This is a genomic window from Seohaeicola saemankumensis (assembly GCF_042678485.1).
In the GTDB taxonomy this organism is placed as follows: Bacteria; Pseudomonadota; Alphaproteobacteria; order Rhodobacterales; family Rhodobacteraceae; genus Seohaeicola; species Seohaeicola saemankumensis.
On the sequence record NZ_JBHTKR010000001.1, the window covers coordinates 456,523 to 473,602 of the forward strand.

A 17,080-nucleotide genomic window follows, 5' to 3' on the forward strand; every position below is an offset into this window, starting at 1 on the left:
TATTTTCGGCAAGAAGAAGGGGGGCGCGGTGCCCCCCTTTTGCTGTTTGACGTCCTGTGTATCAGGCCGAGGCTTTTTTCAGCGCCTGATCCAGATCGGTGATCAGGTCCTGTGCATCTTCGATCCCGATGGAGATGCGGACCACGTTGGGGCCTGCGCCAGCGGCGACCTGCTGCGCCTCGGACAGCTGCCGGTGCGTGGTCGAGGCGGAGTGGATCACAAGGCTGCGCGTGTCACCGAGGTTGGCGACATGGCTGAACAGATCAAGGCTGTCGACGAACTTGACGCAGGCTGCATAGCCGCCTTTCAGCGCCACGGTGAAGAGGCCGCCCGCACCCTTGGGGCAGATCCGCGCGACGCGGTCGTTATAGGGCGAGGAGGGCAGTCCCGCATAGGTCACGTAATCCACCGCCGGATGGGTTTCGAGCCAGCTTGCGACGGTCACGGCGTTTTCCACATGGCGCTGCATGCGCAGGCTGAGGGTTTCGATCCCCATAAGCGTGTAATGCGCCGCTTGCGGGTTCATCGTCATGCCCAGATCCCGCAGGCCGATGGCGATGCCGTGGAAGGTGAAGGCCAGCGGGCCGAAGGTCTCGTGGAACTTGAGGCCGTGATAGGCGGGCTCGGGCGCCGAGAGGGAGGGGAACTTGTCCGAGGCCGACCAGTCGAAGCGGCCGCTATCGACCACCGCGCCGCCGGTGACGGTGCCGTTGCCGGTCAGGTATTTCGTGGTGGAATGCACGACCAGCGTGGCGCCATGGTCGATCGGGCGGCAGAGATAGGGCGTGGCCGAGGTGTTGTCGACGATCAGCGGCACGCCTGCGGCGTCCGAGATCGCGCTGATCGCGTCCAGATCGGTGATATAGCCGCCGGGGTTGGCGATCGCCTCGCAGAAGACGGCGCGCGTGTCATCGTCAATGGCGGCCTTGACCGCGTCCAGATCGTCGAAATCGACGAATTTGGCGGACCAGCCGAAGCGTTTGATGGTCTGGCTGAACTGGGTGACGGTGCCGCCGTAAAGACGGGTCGAGGCCACGATGTTGCGCCCCGGCGCCATCAGCGGGAAAAGCGCCATGATCTGCGCCGCGTGCCCCGAAGAGCAGCAGACCGCGCCGACGCCACCCTCGAGCGTGGCAATGCGTTCCTGCAGCACGGCCACGGTGGGGTTGGTCAGGCGCGAGTAGATATAGCCCACCTCCTGCAGGTTGAAGAGGGCCGCGGCATGATCGGCGTCGCGGAACACATAGGCGGTGGTCTGGTAGATCGGCGTCTGGCGCGCGCCGGTGGCGGGGTCGGGACGGCTGCCGGCATGGATTTGCAGCGTGTCGAAACCGTAGCTGGGTGTATCTGTCATTGAACTCTCCTCCCGTTTATAATGAATTGCGCACATCAGTAGGACAACGCGCGCCGCATCACAACATGGCAGCGCGTGGCAACAGGCGGGCAGCGACCCGGAAAGGACAAAGGATGCGTTCGGTTTTCCATCTTGCGATTCATGTTCACGATCTTGATGCGGCACGGGAATTCTATTCCGGCATCATGGGGGCGGAAGAGGGGCGCAGCACCGACACATGGGTGGATTTCGATTTCTTCGGCCATCAGCTGAGCCTGCACAGGGGCACGCCTTTTGCGACCGCCAATACCGGCAAGGTCGGCGATCACATGGTGCCGATGCCGCATTTCGGGATCGTGCTGGGGCTGGCGGACTGGAAGGTTCTGGCCAAGCGGCTGGAAGATGCGGGCGTGGATTTCGTGATCCCGCCCTCCGTGCGCTTCGAGGGTCAGCCGGGCGAGCAATGGACGATGTTCTTCCGCGACCTGTCGGGCAACCCGATCGAGGTCAAGGGTTTCGCCGATACCACAGGTATTTTCGCGTCCTGACAACAGGTTGCGTGGTCAAGCCCATGCAGGGCACGTGATCCGGGCGCGCATCCCGCATCCCGCGGGCGGCGCGCCTCAGCGCATCCAGAAACCGGCTTTCTTGATCTGGTTGCGGATCATCTGTTCGCGGCGCGGCAGGGCGTTGCGGTCGAACAGATCGCGCACCTTCTGCCCGCGTCCCTGATAGATCATCCGTTTGGCGGGCTCGTATTCCTTCAACACGCGCTTGACGCGGTTGGGGGCGCTGACCGTTTCCAGCACCTGCACCACCGCGTCGCTTTCGCGCGCATAGAGCATCGGCAGCAGCCGGTAATGGCAGCTGACCGACCCATCCAGCAGCCCTGCGGGCAGCGTGTCACGCCCGCCGCCAAGGCCGTGGATCACCAGCGGCAGCGCCACCTGGTCCAGCCATGGATCAAGGGATTGGCAGACCAGTTCGGGCGGCGGCGTGTCGCGGATCGACAGCGCAATGTCCAGAAACCTCTGCCCGAAGACATGCGGGCATCGGTAGAAGAAGAAGCCCGCGTTGAAATAGAGGTATTTGCGCCAATACTCGTCAGGCTGCGCCAGATCGAGCGAGCTTTCGAAATCCAGCCCGAAGCGGTCATAGAGCGATTTCCAGATCGCCGTGTAGCCGGGACCATAGAGTTCGATCTGTGGCCAGGTGCCCTCGCAGCGCAATGAGGCGGTGGGACGGTCGAAATCGAAGGGGACATCGCTAAGATCGCCGGTGATCAGCGTGTCGGTGTCGAAGAACACGAAAGGTTCGCCCTCGGGCAGGGCGAAAAGCGCCTCGATCTTGTTGCCATAGGGGTAGGGCGCGCCGAAATGACGGCTCTGGAAGGGCACGACCTGGGCGCCGAACTCTGCCAGAAGGGACAGTACCTCGGGGTCGGTCACCGCAGGATCGGCGGGCCACAGGGGGCCGGGTTGCGGCACGGCGACAATCAGCCGGCCCGCGAAATCGGGGTTGCTGTGGCGCAGGCTTGCCGCGAACAGCAGGGCCTCATATTGCAACCGTCCGCGTTGGGCCACGATGAGGATGTTGAAAGGTTGGGATTTTTTCGCCCGTTTCGCCATACTCGTCTGCCCACTACTGCCTGTTGCGCCCGACTATAGGCGGGTTCTGGCCGGGGCAGAAGAGGGAAGGCGATAGTTGTGACGAAGTGTCGGTCTTGCATTACAGCGTCGCGATGAACAGGTAGCGAAAGGCGGGGGCAGTCTGGGCGTTCGAGGATGGTCGGGCAAGTTACGTATCGACCCCCTCGGCCCAAGCTGCTAGGTGGGACCGCAAGCACGACAGGACCGACGCATATCGGTAACGGACGCATGACACAGAAGAAACCCTGGACCGAACGCCTGCTGGAAACCTTGCCTGCCGACAGGCTGCTTCTGCGATTGTTGCTGGAAAGTTTCCACGAACACCGCTGGAAATACCTGGCGGCCGTGGGTGCGATGATCATGGTTGCGGCTTCGACCGCGCTGTCGGCCTGGATGATGGGCGAGATCATCGATACGCTGAACACCCCCGAGGATCGCCGCCGCGTGCTGATGGTGGGCTTGGGTGTCGCGCTGATCTTTGCCTTCAAGGGCATCGCCTTTTACGCGCAGGCCGTTCTGATGGCACGGGCGGGCAACCGGATCGTGGCGCAGAAACAGATGCAGCTCTACCAGCGCATGCTGATGCAGGGCGTTGCCTTCTTCAATACCAACGAATCCTCGGACCTGCTGTTGAAGGTGACGCAAAGCGCCCAGGCGGCGCGGCGGGCGATTGATACGATCGTGACCGGTTTCATCCGGGACCTTCTGACACTGATCGGTCTGGTGGCGGTGATGTTCTACCAGCAACCGTTCCTGTCGATGGTCAGCCTGATCGTGGGGCCTGCGGCCCTTTTCGGCCTGCAGAAGATCCTGAAAAGTGTGCGCGCGATCATGGCGCAGGAAATGGCGGGCCTGGGCGAGATCATCAAGGTGGTTCAGGAAACCTCGACCGGCGCACGTGTGGTCAAGGCTTTCGGGCTGGAGCCGCGGATGGCCGGACGCATGAACACCGCCGTGCGCGAAGTGGAAAAGCGGGCCAACCGCATGGTGCAGCTGGAAGCCGCCACCATGCCGCTGCTGGATGTGATCACCGGGCTTGCGATCGCGTCCATCGTGATCCTGAGCGCGGTCAACATCTTCGGTCAGGCCCCCGGCACGCCGGGGCAGTTGATGTCTTTCGTCACGGCCTTCCTGATGGCTTACGAGCCTGCCAAGCGGCTGTCGCGGATGCGGGTGATCATCGAAAGCAGCATGGTCGGGATCAAGATGATGTATGACCTGCTGGACCAGCCGATGACCATGGTCGAGGATCCCGCAGCGGTGCAGCTGAAGGATGGACCCGGCGCCGTGCGGCTTGAAGATGTGCATTTCGCCTATAACGAACAGACCGCCGTGGTGAACGGCGTGACCGCCGATTTTCCCGCCGGCAAGACCACGGCCCTTGTCGGCCCCTCGGGCGGGGGCAAGTCGACGCTGCTGAACCTGATCCTGCGGCTTTACGATCCCGACACGGGGCGCGTGCTGATCGACGGGCAGGATATCGCCAAGGCGACATTCGCCTCTTTGCGTAGCAAGATCGCCTTTGTGGGGCAGGACACGTTCCTGTTTTCCGCGACCGTGATGGACAACCTGCGCCTGGCGCGGCCCGACGCCACCGAGGACGAGGTGATCGAGGCCGCGAAGATCGCCCATGCCCATGAGTTCATCGAGAAGCTGCCCAATGGCTACCAGACCCAGATCGGTGAGAACGGGTCCTTCCTGTCCGGCGGGCAGCGTCAGCGGCTGTCCATTGCGCGTGCCGTGCTGCGCCGCGCGCCGATCCTGCTGCTGGACGAGGCGACAAGCGCGCTGGACAGCCATTCGGAGGTTCTGGTGCGCGACGCGCTGGCCCGGATCACCGAAGGTGTGACAACCATCGTGATCGCGCACCGGCTGTCCACGGTGATGAACGCGGATTGCATCTGCTATGTCGAGGCGGGACAGATCCTTGAGCAGGGCAGCGTGGAAGAGCTGCTGGCCAGGGGCGGTCGCTTCAAGGCGCTGCATGATGTGCAGTTCGGCGGCGGGCAGGCCATGACCGGCAGTTGAGCCGCTGTCTGCCGGATCAAAAGAACCCAGGTCGCATCCCGACTGCAGGCAACGCCTGCCGCGTCTGAAAAAAAGCCCCGGTTGAGCGCTTTCTGTGTCCCGTCCGTTCCAGCGCCACGCCATCAAAGGCTGTGGTCGGGGTGCTGGGCAAATGACGTGGCGGCGCAAGCGACTCCGTGCCCGCACCCGTGATCAAGACAGGCGGACCCATCGTTGCGAAGGTCGACAGATGTACCGAAGCCATAGCAATAGACCGCCGATCCTTGATGCCTCAACACCGAGAGGCAAGGCCCGTTGCGGGCACTGTCAGCGACGGCAAATGCTTGACCCTTCGCCACAGGCGCAGGCGTGACGCGCGCTGGTGCGATTTCTTGCGACGCGAAGGCGTGCAGGCGCGGAATTCGTCAGAAATCCGCGCTTACATGCCTGCGGAAAGCATGGCCGACAGCTGCGATGCTATTGCTGAAGCGATTCCAGGTAATAGGTGACCGACAGCGCCCGACCGGCCGCGATATACATCGCATCGGTCTTGTTGACGCCGCGATCTTCCAGGGCGTCAGTCATGAAATAGTCGCCCCAGATCGGCATTTCCGAGGTGCCGTGCCCCGGTGCGTCCATCCCGAGCATGATCACCTGGTAGACATCCGAGAACGGGAATTCTCCGCCGGCGCGTTTGGTCAGTGTCGTCAGGTCAGGTGGTTTGACCGCGAAGAGTTCCGCGACCGACCCGGTGCCTTTCGCATCATCGCCGTGACACACGGTGCACAGCGCGCCATAGGCTGATCTGCCCAGCACGAGTGCGGATTCATCCGCCTGCGCCGCGCCTGCCGAAATGCCGATGGCAGCGATTGCAAGGATTGCCTTCATGTTCATTTTCTCTCTCCCTGGATCAGAGTCAGAAAAAAATATCTGTACCAATACTGTCTTTCGTTTCGCAGAATGCCTGCCGAAACCTGAATATAATAAGACGCGCCGGTGGTTTCTGGCGTTGATCCATATCAATGCAGGGTCAATGCGGCCCACAAACCGCCGCAGCCGTGAACGGGGGGCGGAGGATCGGGGGATCAGGCGATCAGAACCCCTGGCGCGTCAGTTCTTCGGCGATCAGGCGGCGGGCCGCTTCGTCGCGGATCGGAAAGGCCGCGAAATACTGATGGGCGGATGCGTCCGCTTTGCGCCGTCGCACATCCTGTCGCCACCGCGCGGCCTGTTGATGCCGTCCGTCAAGCCCGTTGGCGACAGCGGCGATCATCGAAATCAGGTAATGCGCCCCCGGCGTCGATGCGGCGCGGTCGCCCCAGCGGGCCGCCCCCCGCAGGTCGCCCGACTGGATCAGCGCCTGTGCGCGCACGCCATGGATCCCGTAAAGCAACGGATCCAGCGGGCTGAGATGGATCGCTGAATCCAGACCGGCATCGACCTTGGCGATATCCCCGTTCAGCATGGCCGTGAAGGCGCTGGCATAAAACCCCTGCGCGTAGTTGGGATTGAGTTCGATCGCGCGGTTGAACCATCCATCCGCGATCTCGGGCTCGGCCGTCAGCCAATAGGACCGGCCCATCGTGTAATGGGTGAACGGGTCCTGCGGATCCAGTTCAAGCCCGCGTTCCGCATGATACCTGGCCTGCCGGGCCGCTGCGGCGTCATCCGGAGTGAGGTGCAGGAAAGCATCCAGAAAACTGGTGAAGGACAGGCCGGCATGGGCGCGGGCAAACCGCGGATCAAGCGCGATCGCCTGTTCGAAATGCGCCGCCGCCAGCCGGTTTGCCGCCGGTGTGAACCGGTACAACTGGCTTAACCCAAGGTGAAAGTTCTTCCAGGCATCCAGACGGTCGAAGCCCGTGACCCCGGCCAGACGCGCCTCATGCTGCGGGACGGTCAGGTCAAGCGCTGTCACAACATGCGCGACGACCCTTTGGCGCAGATCCTCGATCCCGTCCATCGGCGCGGTCAGGCGATCGCCCCAGATCACCTCGCCCCGGCTGGCATCGACCAGTTCGACAACAACAACGACCGAGCCGGCCATCCCTTCGATCATGCCGGTCAGAACATAGCCCGCCCCCAGGGCCGTGCCGACAAGATCAAGATCAGGGCCGCTCTGCCTGAAGCGAAACGAAGACCCCCGCGCGATCACGGCCAGCCAGCGCAGCCGCGACAGCGCCTGGATGATCTCATGCGGGACGGCCTCGGCCAGCACGGCAAGGTCGGGCGAGGTGCCAAGGGGCTGAAACGGCAGCACCGCGACCGATACGCGCGACAGGTCGGCATTGCTTGGGCCGGTCGGGGCCGGGGCGCTGGCTGGCCGCGCGGCGAGGGTTTCGGTGATCTCGGCCACGAAGCGGAACCCCTTGCCGTGGATCGTGCGGATCACCGCCTGCCTTTCACCGTCATCGCCAAGCGCCTTGCGCGCGGACCGTATCCGGCTGGATATGCTGGCATCCGTCACGATGCGGTCCGGCCAGATCACCTTTGCGATCTCGTCCTTGCCGACCATTCTGTCATGGTGCCGCACAAGATGGATGATCAGCGCCAGAACCTGCGGTTCTGCATGCACGACCATGCCCTTTCGAAGCAGTTCGAAACGCTCCGGATCAAGCCGGTATTCGCCGAATTCCCACGCCATGCGGCAAGATACCTCAAATTCGGGGATTTCTACAGGAAATCTTCAGGAACGCTTCAAGCACCCGGCGGGCGGGCGGCCCAGATTGTCGGGACCCTCCGGTTCGGGCGGGTCCTGTCCCACGCAGCGGGGCCGGCATCGACGTGATCAAGATCAGGCCCATGCTGTCCGCACCACCCGAGTACGATCACTGCAACACCACGCGCCCTGCCGCCTTTCGCGTCGCGGCACGGTCGAAAAAGACACAAGGGAGACCAGAGATGACACATGCCTCGATCCGAACCACGCAGGGACGCGGACGGCTTTATGACACGATCCTGGATACGGTCGGGGACACGCCCGCAATCCGGATCAACAACCTGGCACCTGAGGGTGTGCGGCTTTACGTGAAGGCCGAGTTCTTCAACCCCGGCGCCTCGGTCAAGGATCGTCTGGCGCTGAACATCATCGAGGCGGCCGAACGCGCCGGCACGCTGAAGCCTGGCCAGACGGTTGTCGAGGCCACAAGTGGGAACACCGGTATCGGCCTTGCCATGGTCTGCGCCCAGAAAGGATACCCGCTGGTCGTGACGATGGCCGACAGCTTTTCGGTCGAAAGGCGCCGCTTGATGCGGATTCTGGGTGCCAAGGTCGTTCTGACGCCGCGCGCGCAGAAGGGTACGGGGATGTATATGAAGGCGGTCGAGCTTGCCAGGACACATGGCTGGTTCCTGGCGCGCCAGTTCGAGACCTCAGCCAACGCAGATATCCACGAAGCCACCACCGCCCGGGAAATCATTAATGATTTCGCGGGGGACAGGCTGGATTACGTCGTCACCGGCTATGGCACGGGCGGCACGGTTGCCGGTCTGGCCCGCGTGCTTCGACAGGAACGGCCCGAGACGAAGATCATCCTCAGCGAACCGGCAAACGCCGCGCTGATCGCAAGCGGTGTCGCCCAGGGACGCGGCCCCGACGGTGCGCCTGTTGGCAGCCATCCGGCATTCGAACCTCATCCCATCCAGGGCTGGACGCCGGATTTCATTCCGCTTGTGCTGCAAGAGGTGCTGGACAGCGGCGGTTACCACAGCCTGGTCCCCGTCAAAGGGACCGATGGCATCGCCTGGGCCCGGCAGCTTGCCGCCCGCGAGGGCATTCTGACCGGGATTTCGGGCGGCTCCAGCTTCGCGATCGCCATGCAGATCGCGGAACAGGCGCCCAAGGGTTCGGTCATTCTGGCGATGCTGCCCGACACCGGCGAGCGCTACCTTTCAACACCGCTGTTCGAGGGGATCCCCGAGGACATGGATGACGAGGAACGCGCGCTGTCCAATTCGACACCCGGCTACCAGATGGCCGCCGGATAACATTCCACACCAAGGGAGAGACAAGATGAACCTCTACATGATACGACGCCCCAGCGCCTGGGCCGACCAGGCTGACCTGGAAAAGACGGCCGCGATTTCCGCGCGGATCGGCGATGAAGAGATGCCCGATCAGGTGCGCTGGATCCGGTCCTATGTCCTGAGCGAACCCGACGGACGCCTGGGCACCTGCTGCATCTACGAAGCCGTGAACGAGGACGCGTTGCGCGAACATGCCCGCTGCGTCGGCATGCCGGGCGAGGATATCACCCCGATCGGCGCGACTGTCGTGATCCGGCCCGATCCCGGCTGACGGAATGGGGGCGGGCTGCGCCCCCCCCCCAATGCCGCCCCCCCCATGCCGCACAGGCTGCTGACGCCGCTGACACCTGGCGAATGCGGTGCCTTGCTGGCTTGCACCCAAAGAGGACATCATGACCGACCCAACCCTGACGGATACGCTTGACCCGGACGATTGGAACGCCATGCGTCAACTGGCGCATCAGATGCTGGATGATGCGGTGGACCGCTTGAAAGGCATCGGCGATGGCCCCGTCTGGCAACCCATGCCACAGGCCATGCGCCAGCAATTCGATGCGCCGCCGCCCGCCGGCCCCGAACCCCTGGAAGATGTCTATGCCGATGTCGTGGGCAAGCTTTATCCGCATGCGATGGGCAATGTGCATCCCCGCTTCTGGATCTGGTACATGGGATCGGGCTGCCTGACCGGGGCGCTGGCCGATTTTCTGGCCGCGATCGACGGATCGAACCTGGGGGCCGGCAATACGGGCGCGACCCTCGTCGATGAACAGGTGACGGACTGGTTGCGCCAGATGATGGGTTTTCCCGATGGCGCCAGCGGAACGCTGGTCAATGGCGGCTCCATGGCCAATATCGTCGGTCTGACGGCTGCCAGAAACAGCATGGCGGGTATAGATCTGCACCGCGTCGGGTTGACCGGGATGGAGGCGCCGTTGCGCTTCTATGCCTCGGACCAGGTTCACAGCTGCCACATGAAGGCGATGAACCTGCTGGGGCTTGGCAGCGAGGCCCTGACCTGTGTGCCAACCGATGCAGCGTTTCGCATGGATATCAACGCCCTGCGCGCGGCAATCGAGGCGGACCGCAATTACGGCACAAGGCCCGCCTGCATCATCGCGACAGCCGGCACCACCAATACCGGGGCAATTGACGATCTGTCCGCCATTGCCGATCTGTGCCGTGAGCAGGGTCTGTGGATGCATGTCGATGGCTGCATCGGCGCGCTGTTCGCCATCGCCCCGCAAAGCCGGCATCTTGTGACGGGACTGGCGCGCGCGGATTCGCTGGCGCTGGACCTGCACAAGGGCTTGCACGCCCCTTTCGATGTGGGGTGCGCCCTGCTGCGGGACCGCAAGATACATCGCGCGACCTTTGCCGAAAGCGCGGAATATCTTCAGGTCGCGACCCGGGGGCTTGCGGCCGCGGAATTCCTGCATGACTACAGCCCCGAGACCACCCGCGGTTTTCGGGCTCTCAAGGTCTGGATGATGTTGCGGCATCACGGGACCGACACGTTCGGGCGCATTCTGGACCGCACCGTGGCGCAGGCAAGCTACCTGACCGGCTTGATTGACGCCCGGCCCGATCTTGAACTGATGGCGCCCACGGCCACGACAATCGTCTGTTTCCGTCACAATCCCGGCGGGATGACCGAAGCCGAATTGCGCGCCCACAACACCGAAATCATGCTGGACCTGCAGGAAAGCGGCCTTGCCGTCATTGGCGATACCACCATCCGCAACCGGCACTGCCTGCGCGTTGCGATCTGCAATCACCGCACAAGGCAAGATGATCTGGACCTGCTGGTGGATGCGGTGCTGCGGATCGGCGCGCAGGTCAGGGAGCGTCAGGCCGTTTCAGCTCAGCGCACCCGCAAGCAAGCGGCGCCACATAAAAAGAGCGGCGCGATTGCGCCGCTCTGATCCGGGCCCTGTGTGACGCGATCAGAAATCGCTGTTGATGACCGTGGTCAGGGCATTGCGGTTCGGTGCCATCGCCGCCGAGGCGACGCTGTTCATCGGGGAAGCCTTGGCGCCACCAAACGGGATGGTAATCCCGAAACGGATGGTGTCCGAGTCGTAGTCGTCAACGCCATCGTCGATGCGCGAGCGGGACAGTTCCAGCGATACGGTCGCGGGGAAATTGACCATCGCCCCCAGATCATAGCCGACACCAAGGCCGAATGTGGTGACATCGCCTGTCAGAACATCGATCTCGGCGCGATTCAGACCGGCAAACACGGTAAGGCCCTGCGCCATCTCGAAGCTGCCGCCAATCCCGACCGAGGTCAGGTCAACGTCGACGCCGCCGCTTGACAGGCGCGATCGGATCATGTGACCGCCCACTTCGCCGGCCTGGCCGACTGCAAAGGAAGCCTGCCCGCCGATATCGAACCAATCAACGCCCGTGCCGGTCAGGGAGTCCCCGTCGGTTTCACCGCCGAAGAGTTCCAGGGCCATCAGGTCGCTCTTGTAGCCTACGAACAAACCATAGGAATTTATCGACTCGCTGCCCAGGCCGTCGACATCCAGTTCGGCATGTTCGTAATAGGCGCCGCCATTCCACATGCTGCCCAGCGGAAAGCCTGCGTTCAGACCGATGATGGTGGCGCTCAGGTCTTCGGAAACCCCGTCGATATCTATTTTGCCTGTGGAAATATTCGCCCCGAAAGAGAGAACTCCGGCATAGGTCACGTCCAGCTTGCCATCCAGTGACATGGCCGAATAATCAGGCACGCCGGATGGCGAGCTTGTCTCGGCCAGTCCCAACGTCGCCGCGCCAGAGACTTCCTGCGCGGAAGACATTACGGGGGTGAATGCGGCAAGCACGCCCATCACAATCGTCAAACGGTTTTTCATCAGATTTCTCCTGTATTAGTTGCTCGGTTTTTATTGCCAGGCATAAACAAGCCTGGATTTTTATTTTTGTATTTTAATCGTCTTTAAATTGAGTATTGGCAGATCATCTTGAAATCTTCAACGCGTCCGGCCGGCCCTGTGGATCATTCAAATCAACTGTGGCGGTTGAGTCACTGAAGCAAACCGGCCCCGCGAAGCCCCCATATGCGGCATGGATCAGGCCGGACACCCCCAAGGACAACCGGATACACGCCGACGGGACGCGCCAGTTCAATCGCTTTCGCGACGCATATTTGCTTTAGGGAGGAAAATGGTGGGCGACCCTGGAATCGAACCAGGCGTGCGTCTCCGCGAGGGAGTTACAGTCCCCTGCCACACCTTGCGGCCTGTCGCCCACTTGCGCCGGTTGCCCGTCGCGTGAGGGGCTGATTAATGCTCCGCTTGGGGGACGTCAACAGGAAAAACCGTCGAGCCGACCGGCGTGAAAAACCTTGCAGATGCGCGACCCGCAGCGCATGAACAGGCGCAATGTGACAGACGCGAACCGGACGGGGGCGAAACCGATGAAAAAACCCAAATGGGTCGTCGAAAAAGAACAGGCCCGCAAGGCCGATGCCAATGAAACACTTTGGCTTTTCGGCCTGCATGCGGTGCGCGATGCGCTGATGAACCCCGCGCGTGACAAGCTGCGGCTGGTGGTCACGCTGAACGCGCGCGACAAACTGGCCGAGGCGATTGCCGCCAGCGGGATCGAGGCCGAAGTGGTCGATCCGCGCAAATTCTCGGTTCCCATTGATCCGCAATCCGTGCACCAGGGGGCCGCACTTGAGGTGCGGCCGCTGGATTGGGGCCGGGTCGCCGATATCTGCGCCGGTGTGCCGGGGCGGGTGCCGCGTGTCATCCTGCTGGACCGGGTGACCGATCCGCATAACGTGGGGGCGATCCTGCGCTCGGCCGAGGTGTTCGGCGCCTGTGCGGTGATCGGGCCACGGCATCATTCCGCGCCTGAGACCGGCGCGCTGGCCAAGACCGCCAGCGGCGCGCTGGAGCGGCAGCCCTATCTGCGGGTCAAGAACCTGGCCGACACGATGCAGGAGCTGCGCGCCATGGGCTATATCCTGCTGGGGCTGGACGGCACGGCAGAACAGACCATCGAACAGGCGCTGGAAGGCCGGCGCGACCGTCCCGTGGCGTTGGTCCTGGGGGCCGAGGGGCCGGGATTGCGCGAAAGAACGCGCGAGACCTGCGACCAACTGGTCAAAATCGCGTTTGCGGGGGAATTCGGCTCGCTCAACGTCTCAAATGCGGCGGCCGTTGCCCTATATGCTTCCATGGAGCATTGAGAGACGGGTATTGAAGGACGGCGCATGAGTTATGGGACGAAAGTGGCGACCTGCTGCTATTGCGGCACCCGCGCCGCGCTGGTGTTGCGGGGCAAGGAACGGCACGAGCTGTCTTGTGCCTCTTGCGGGGCGCCGCTGCACAACATGAAATCCCTGCGCGCCGAGGTGGTGCAGGATCATCCCGTTGTCACCCCGCAACCCGAACGTGGCGGGCCGCGCAATCGGCCGGGGCCGACCAAGCATTACGGCAAGCCGAAAAAGCGCAAAAGTGCGGCGCGCTGGCTTGCGGGCGAGATATTTGACCTGATCGAGCATGTCTTCGACTGATCCGGCCGGATCGCGCGCGGATCACAGGTTTATTACCGCATCTTCATATTCCGTTCATGCTTCCTATCTTTAATCGGAAGGCGCGTGATCGGAACATGCGCGCTTTCTTCACTGTCCCTCGTTCCGTGACTGGCGCCCAAGGCTTTCCTTGGGCGCTTTTTTCTGTAAAGCGCCGTTGCGGGCCTTCTCGGGCGGGGGGCGAGGCGATAAGGTCATCCCCATGAGCGAGACATATTCCGACGCCTTCCTGAAGGATATCCTGAAACGCACCCGCCGCGTCGCGGTGGTGGGCGTGTCGATGAACCCCGTGCGCCCCAGCTATTACGTGGCGCGCTACCTGTCGCTGAAAGGGTTCACGGTGATCCCGGTCAATCCCGGTCATGCGGGCGAACGGCTGTTCGGCCAGACCGTGATGGGGCATCTGGCGGATATCGAGGGCGGGGTCGACATGGTGGACATCTTCCGCCGGTCCGAACATGTGACGCCGATCGTGCAAGAGGCATTGCGGCTTTTCCCGAAGCTGCAGACCGTCTGGATGCAGATCGGGGTCGAGAACGAAGAGGCCGCCGCCCTTGCGCGCGCGCGCGGCGTCGATGTGGTGATGAACCGCTGCCCCAAGATCGAATACCAGCGGCTGTTCGGCGAATTGCGTATGGGCGGCTTCGCGACCGGAGTGATTTCGTCGAAGCTGTGATCCTGCGGCGCATGTGGCGCATGGATATTTGAAGCAAGAAGAATGCGGGGCTGTCAGCCCTTGCGACCGGCCTTTTCGACGATGCCGGATGTGCCCTGACGGCGCGCGAGTTCGGCCATGACATCCGACAGCGCCACGCCGCGCGATTGCAGCATCACCAGCAGGTGGAAAAGGACATCGGCGGCCTCGGACGTCAGGGCGTCGCGGTCGCCTTTGACCGCTTCGATGATGGCCTCCACCGCTTCTTCGCCGAATTTCTCGGCGCATTTCTCGGGGCCTTTGGACAGCAGCTTTGCGGTCCAGCTGGTATCCGGGTCGGCATCCGCGCGGGCGGCGATCAGGGTGGCGAGGTCATCAAGTGTCATTGGTTCAGCCTCAGCTATCAAGTCGCATCGGGATCCCGGCGGCGGCCATGTGGCGCTTGGCCTGGCCGATAGTGTAATCGCCGAAATGGAAGATCGAGGCCGCCAGCACGGCGGAGGCCCCGCCCAGCGTCACGCCTTCGACCAGGTGATCGAGGTTGCCGACCCCACCCGAGGCGATGACGGGAATATCCACCGCATCCGAAATGGCGCGGGTGAGCGGCAGGTTGAAGCCGGCGCGCGTGCCGTCGCGGTCCATCGAGGTCAGCAGGATCTCGCCCGCGCCCTTGGACGCGACCAGACGGGCGAAGTCCACGGCGTCGATGCCCGTGGGCTTGCGCCCGCCATGGGTGAAAATCTCCCATTTGCCGGGGGATACGGTCTTGGCGTCGATGGCCACCACGATGCACTGGCTGCCGAACTGATCGGCTGCCTTGGCCACCACATCGGGATCAGCCACGGCGGCGGAGTTGAAGCTGACCTTGTCGGCGCCGGCCAGCAGCAGGGCGCGCACATCGGCGGGGGTGCGTACGCCGCCGCCCACGGTCAGCGGGATGTAGCATTGCTCGGCGGTGCGGCGGACCACGTCGAACATGGTGCCGCGATTTTCATGGGTGGCGTGGATATCCAGAAAACACAGCTCGTCCGCGCCGGCCGCGTCATAGGCGCGGGCCGCATCCACGGGGTCGCCCGCATCGCGCAGATCGACGAAGTTCACACCCTTGACCACGCGGCCATCGGCGACATCGAGGCAGGGGATGATACGGACCTTGAGCATGCGGGGCGGGCCTTTTTCCACGGGGACGCCCCTGCGTTTACTCTGGGCGGGCAGGCGATGCAACGGCGCGGCGGGCCGCTAACGGCGGCGCAGGATCAGTTCCAGCCCGATGCCAAGGATCAGGGGTGTCAGGAAGAGGGCGAGGCTTGCGAGGCCATGCGAGAGCATGAGCACCACCATGAGCCCGGCAGGCAGGCCGAAGACGGCATAGGCCAGCTCATGCGCCCTGGTCGGGCAATCAAGGTAACCGGCGACGGATGTATAGGGCACATTCGCGCAACCCGACATGGCAAGGTCGAAGCCGATGAGGAACAGCACCGGGCCCAGCCACAGGGTGATCACGGCAATCGCCACGCGGCGGGCGCGAAAGTAACGCCAGACCAGAAAGGGAACCAGGAGGAATACCAATACCAGAACAACGGTCATGACCGGGCTTGTCCGTCAGGCTTTCAGCGCGGCCAGCGCCTCGCGCAGGTCGAGGGCACCGTCGTAGAGCGCGCGGCCCGAGATCGCGCCGTTGAGCTGCGCGCCACAGTCGCGCAGGGCGATAAGATCGGCCAGGGACGACACGCCGCCCGAGGCGATGACGGGGATGCTGACCGCGCGGGCCAATGCGGCGGTGGCGTCGATATTCGGGCCCTGCATCGCGCCGTCGCGGTTGATATCGGTATAGATGATCGCGGCCACGCCTGCGTCTTCAAAGCTGCGGGCCAGATCGGTGACCATCACATCGGTCTCATGCGCCCATCCCTTGGTGGCGACACGGCCATCGCGCGCATCAATGCCGACAGCGACCTGTCCGGGAAAGGCGCGGGCGGCTTCGCGCACCAGGGCGGGGTTCTCGACGGCGACAGTGCCAAGGATCACGCGGGCGAGGCCCTTTGACAGCCAGTGTTCGATGGTGGCCATGTCGCGGATTCCGCCGCCAAGCTGTGCGGGAACGCCTGTGCGTTCCAGAATCGCCTCGACCGGGGCGGCGTTCACCGGCGCGCCTGCGAAGGCACCGTTCAGATCCACCAGATGCAGCCATTCGCAGCCTGCCGCGACAAATTCCATCGCCTGCGCTGCCGGATCGTCATTGAAGACGGTGGCGCGGTCCATCTCGCCCTTGTAGAGGCGCACGGCCTTGCCGTCCTTGAGGTCGATGGCGGGATAAAGGATCATGGGCGCACCTGTCTGTCCGGGATTGGCGCGCTTTGATCATGAGTGGCGGGAAAATGCAACGCGCGGCGGTGCCTCTTGATCGGACAGGCATATCGCCGCACATTTGGCGCAGTATGGTAGGAGGTGACGACATGGGTAAGTTCACGATGGCGGCCCTGATCCTGATGGCGACCGCCGGGACCAGTCTGGCCGAGCCGCTTCTGGGCACATGGCGCACGGCGCCACAGGATGACGGGACCATGGGTCATGTCCGGATCGCCCCCTGCGGTGCGGCGCTGTGCGGGACGTTGGTGGTCTCGCTGGATCCTGCGGGCAAGGAAGTGGCAAATCCGGAAAACGGCATGCTCATCCTGACCGAAACCCGCGCCACCGGTGGCGGCGAATATCGCGGCAAGATCTATGCGCCGGATCGGGACCAGACCTATGCCTCGCGGTTGCTGCTAGAGGGCGATAGCCTCAAGGTCAGTGGCTGCGTTCTGGGGATTTGCCGCGACGGAGGCCGCTGGCGCCGGGTGGAGTGATTCCTGACGGCATTTGAC

At 63.3% G+C, this 17,080-nt stretch carries 18 protein-coding genes and 1 tRNA gene; 9 read left to right on the top strand and 10 right to left on the bottom strand.

The features are described from left to right. Nucleotides 1-61: 61 nt before the first annotated feature. Entirely contained in the window at nucleotides 62-1,354 is a 1,293-nt protein-coding gene (locus tag ACFQ3C_RS02175; protein ID WP_380788785.1) for an O-acetylhomoserine aminocarboxypropyltransferase/cysteine synthase family protein, read from the bottom strand. Between the two features lie 113 nt (nucleotides 1,355-1,467). On the opposite strand from ACFQ3C_RS02175, the gene ACFQ3C_RS02180 reads away from it, so the two are divergent. Beyond that, on the top strand, nucleotides 1,468-1,881 hold the full coding sequence (locus ACFQ3C_RS02180; RefSeq protein WP_380788786.1) for a VOC family protein: 414 nt from the start codon (nucleotides 1,468-1,470) through the stop codon (nucleotides 1,879-1,881). Nucleotides 1,882-1,956: 75 nt separating this feature from the next. On the opposite strand, the gene ACFQ3C_RS02185 is transcribed toward ACFQ3C_RS02180, so the two are convergent. Continuing rightward, the gene (locus ACFQ3C_RS02185; RefSeq protein ID WP_380788787.1) at nucleotides 1,957-2,961 is read right to left on the bottom strand and encodes a hypothetical protein; all 1,005 of its coding nucleotides are present in this window, start codon (nucleotides 2,959-2,961) and stop codon (nucleotides 1,957-1,959) included. Nucleotides 2,962-3,210: 249 nt separating this feature from the next. Between ACFQ3C_RS02185 and ACFQ3C_RS02190 the strand changes: the two genes are divergently transcribed. After that, entirely contained in the window at nucleotides 3,211-5,010 is a 1,800-nt protein-coding gene (locus ACFQ3C_RS02190; RefSeq protein WP_380788788.1) for an ABC transporter ATP-binding protein, read from the top strand. Between the two features lie 456 nt (nucleotides 5,011-5,466). Here ACFQ3C_RS02190 and ACFQ3C_RS02195 read toward each other — a convergent pair whose 3' ends face one another. Both ACFQ3C_RS02195 and ACFQ3C_RS02200 read right to left on the bottom strand, forming a co-directional pair. Then, nucleotides 5,467-5,883, bottom strand: a complete 417-nt coding sequence (locus ACFQ3C_RS02195) for a c-type cytochrome (RefSeq protein WP_380788789.1) — start codon at nucleotides 5,881-5,883, stop codon at nucleotides 5,467-5,469. A 199-nt stretch (nucleotides 5,884-6,082) separates the two neighbouring features. Continuing rightward, nucleotides 6,083-7,633 carry a winged helix-turn-helix domain-containing tetratricopeptide repeat protein gene (locus tag ACFQ3C_RS02200; protein ID WP_380788790.1) on the bottom strand — a complete coding sequence of 517 codons (1,551 nt, stop codon included), beginning with the start codon at nucleotides 7,631-7,633 and terminating at the stop codon, nucleotides 6,083-6,085. A 257-nt stretch (nucleotides 7,634-7,890) separates the two neighbouring features. Between ACFQ3C_RS02200 and ACFQ3C_RS02205 the strand changes: the two genes are divergently transcribed. The 3 genes from ACFQ3C_RS02205 to ACFQ3C_RS02215 all read left to right on the top strand — a co-directional run bounded on the left by ACFQ3C_RS02205 (nucleotide 7,891) and on the right by ACFQ3C_RS02215 (nucleotide 10,937). Continuing rightward, entirely contained in the window at nucleotides 7,891-8,976 is a 1,086-nt protein-coding gene (locus ACFQ3C_RS02205) for a PLP-dependent cysteine synthase family protein (protein ID WP_380788791.1), read from the top strand. A gap of 25 nt (nucleotides 8,977-9,001) precedes the next feature. Then, on the top strand, nucleotides 9,002-9,286 hold the full coding sequence (locus ACFQ3C_RS02210; RefSeq protein WP_380788792.1) for a nickel-binding protein: 285 nt from the start codon (nucleotides 9,002-9,004) through the stop codon (nucleotides 9,284-9,286). 121 nt (nucleotides 9,287-9,407) lie between these two features. Beyond that, nucleotides 9,408-10,937 (top strand): pyridoxal phosphate-dependent decarboxylase family protein, encoded by a 1,530-nt coding sequence (locus tag ACFQ3C_RS02215; RefSeq protein ID WP_380788793.1) that lies wholly within the window; start codon nucleotides 9,408-9,410, stop codon nucleotides 10,935-10,937. 21 nt (nucleotides 10,938-10,958) lie between these two features. Here the strand turns inward: ACFQ3C_RS02215 and ACFQ3C_RS02220 are convergent, their stop codons facing one another. Continuing rightward, complete coding sequence (locus ACFQ3C_RS02220; RefSeq protein ID WP_380788794.1) at nucleotides 10,959-11,873, bottom strand: hypothetical protein; 915 nt, start codon at nucleotides 11,871-11,873, stop codon at nucleotides 10,959-10,961. Nucleotides 11,874-12,184: 311 nt separating this feature from the next. After that, nucleotides 12,185-12,268 (bottom strand) — tRNA-Tyr (locus tag ACFQ3C_RS02225). A 168-nt stretch (nucleotides 12,269-12,436) separates the two neighbouring features. Between ACFQ3C_RS02225 and rlmB the strand changes: the two genes are divergently transcribed. The 3 genes from rlmB (at nucleotide 12,437) to ACFQ3C_RS02240 (ending at nucleotide 14,237) form a co-directional block, all read left to right on the top strand. Beyond that, nucleotides 12,437-13,216 (top strand): 23S rRNA (guanosine(2251)-2'-O)-methyltransferase RlmB, encoded by a 780-nt coding sequence (rlmB, locus tag ACFQ3C_RS02230; RefSeq protein ID WP_380788796.1) that lies wholly within the window; start codon nucleotides 12,437-12,439, stop codon nucleotides 13,214-13,216. A gap of 24 nt (nucleotides 13,217-13,240) precedes the next feature. Next, nucleotides 13,241-13,543, top strand: coding sequence for a hypothetical protein (locus ACFQ3C_RS02235; RefSeq protein ID WP_380788797.1), 303 nt, complete (start codon nucleotides 13,241-13,243; stop codon nucleotides 13,541-13,543). Between the two features lie 220 nt (nucleotides 13,544-13,763). Next, on the top strand, nucleotides 13,764-14,237 hold the full coding sequence (locus ACFQ3C_RS02240) for a CoA-binding protein (RefSeq protein ID WP_380788798.1): 474 nt from the start codon (nucleotides 13,764-13,766) through the stop codon (nucleotides 14,235-14,237). A 53-nt stretch (nucleotides 14,238-14,290) separates the two neighbouring features. Here ACFQ3C_RS02240 and ACFQ3C_RS02245 read toward each other — a convergent pair whose 3' ends face one another. The 4 genes from ACFQ3C_RS02245 to hisA form a co-directional block, all read right to left on the bottom strand. After that, nucleotides 14,291-14,602, bottom strand: coding sequence for a phosphoribosyl-ATP diphosphatase (locus ACFQ3C_RS02245; RefSeq protein ID WP_380788799.1), 312 nt, complete (start codon nucleotides 14,600-14,602; stop codon nucleotides 14,291-14,293). A gap of 10 nt (nucleotides 14,603-14,612) precedes the next feature. Next, on the bottom strand, nucleotides 14,613-15,377 hold the full coding sequence (gene hisF / locus ACFQ3C_RS02250; RefSeq protein ID WP_380788800.1) for an imidazole glycerol phosphate synthase subunit HisF: 765 nt from the start codon (nucleotides 15,375-15,377) through the stop codon (nucleotides 14,613-14,615). A 78-nt stretch (nucleotides 15,378-15,455) separates the two neighbouring features. Continuing rightward, complete coding sequence (locus ACFQ3C_RS02255) at nucleotides 15,456-15,803, bottom strand: hypothetical protein (protein ID WP_380788801.1); 348 nt, start codon at nucleotides 15,801-15,803, stop codon at nucleotides 15,456-15,458. 15 nt (nucleotides 15,804-15,818) lie between these two features. After that, the gene (gene hisA / locus ACFQ3C_RS02260) at nucleotides 15,819-16,541 is read right to left on the bottom strand and encodes a 1-(5-phosphoribosyl)-5-[(5-phosphoribosylamino)methylideneamino]imidazole-4-carboxamide isomerase (RefSeq protein WP_380788802.1); all 723 of its coding nucleotides are present in this window, start codon (nucleotides 16,539-16,541) and stop codon (nucleotides 15,819-15,821) included. A 131-nt stretch (nucleotides 16,542-16,672) separates the two neighbouring features. On the opposite strand from hisA, the gene ACFQ3C_RS02265 reads away from it, so the two are divergent. After that, a complete protein-coding gene (locus ACFQ3C_RS02265; protein WP_380788803.1) occupies nucleotides 16,673-17,062 on the top strand; it encodes a DUF2147 domain-containing protein in 390 nt (129 codons plus the stop codon). Nucleotides 17,063-17,080: the final 18 nt, after the last annotated feature.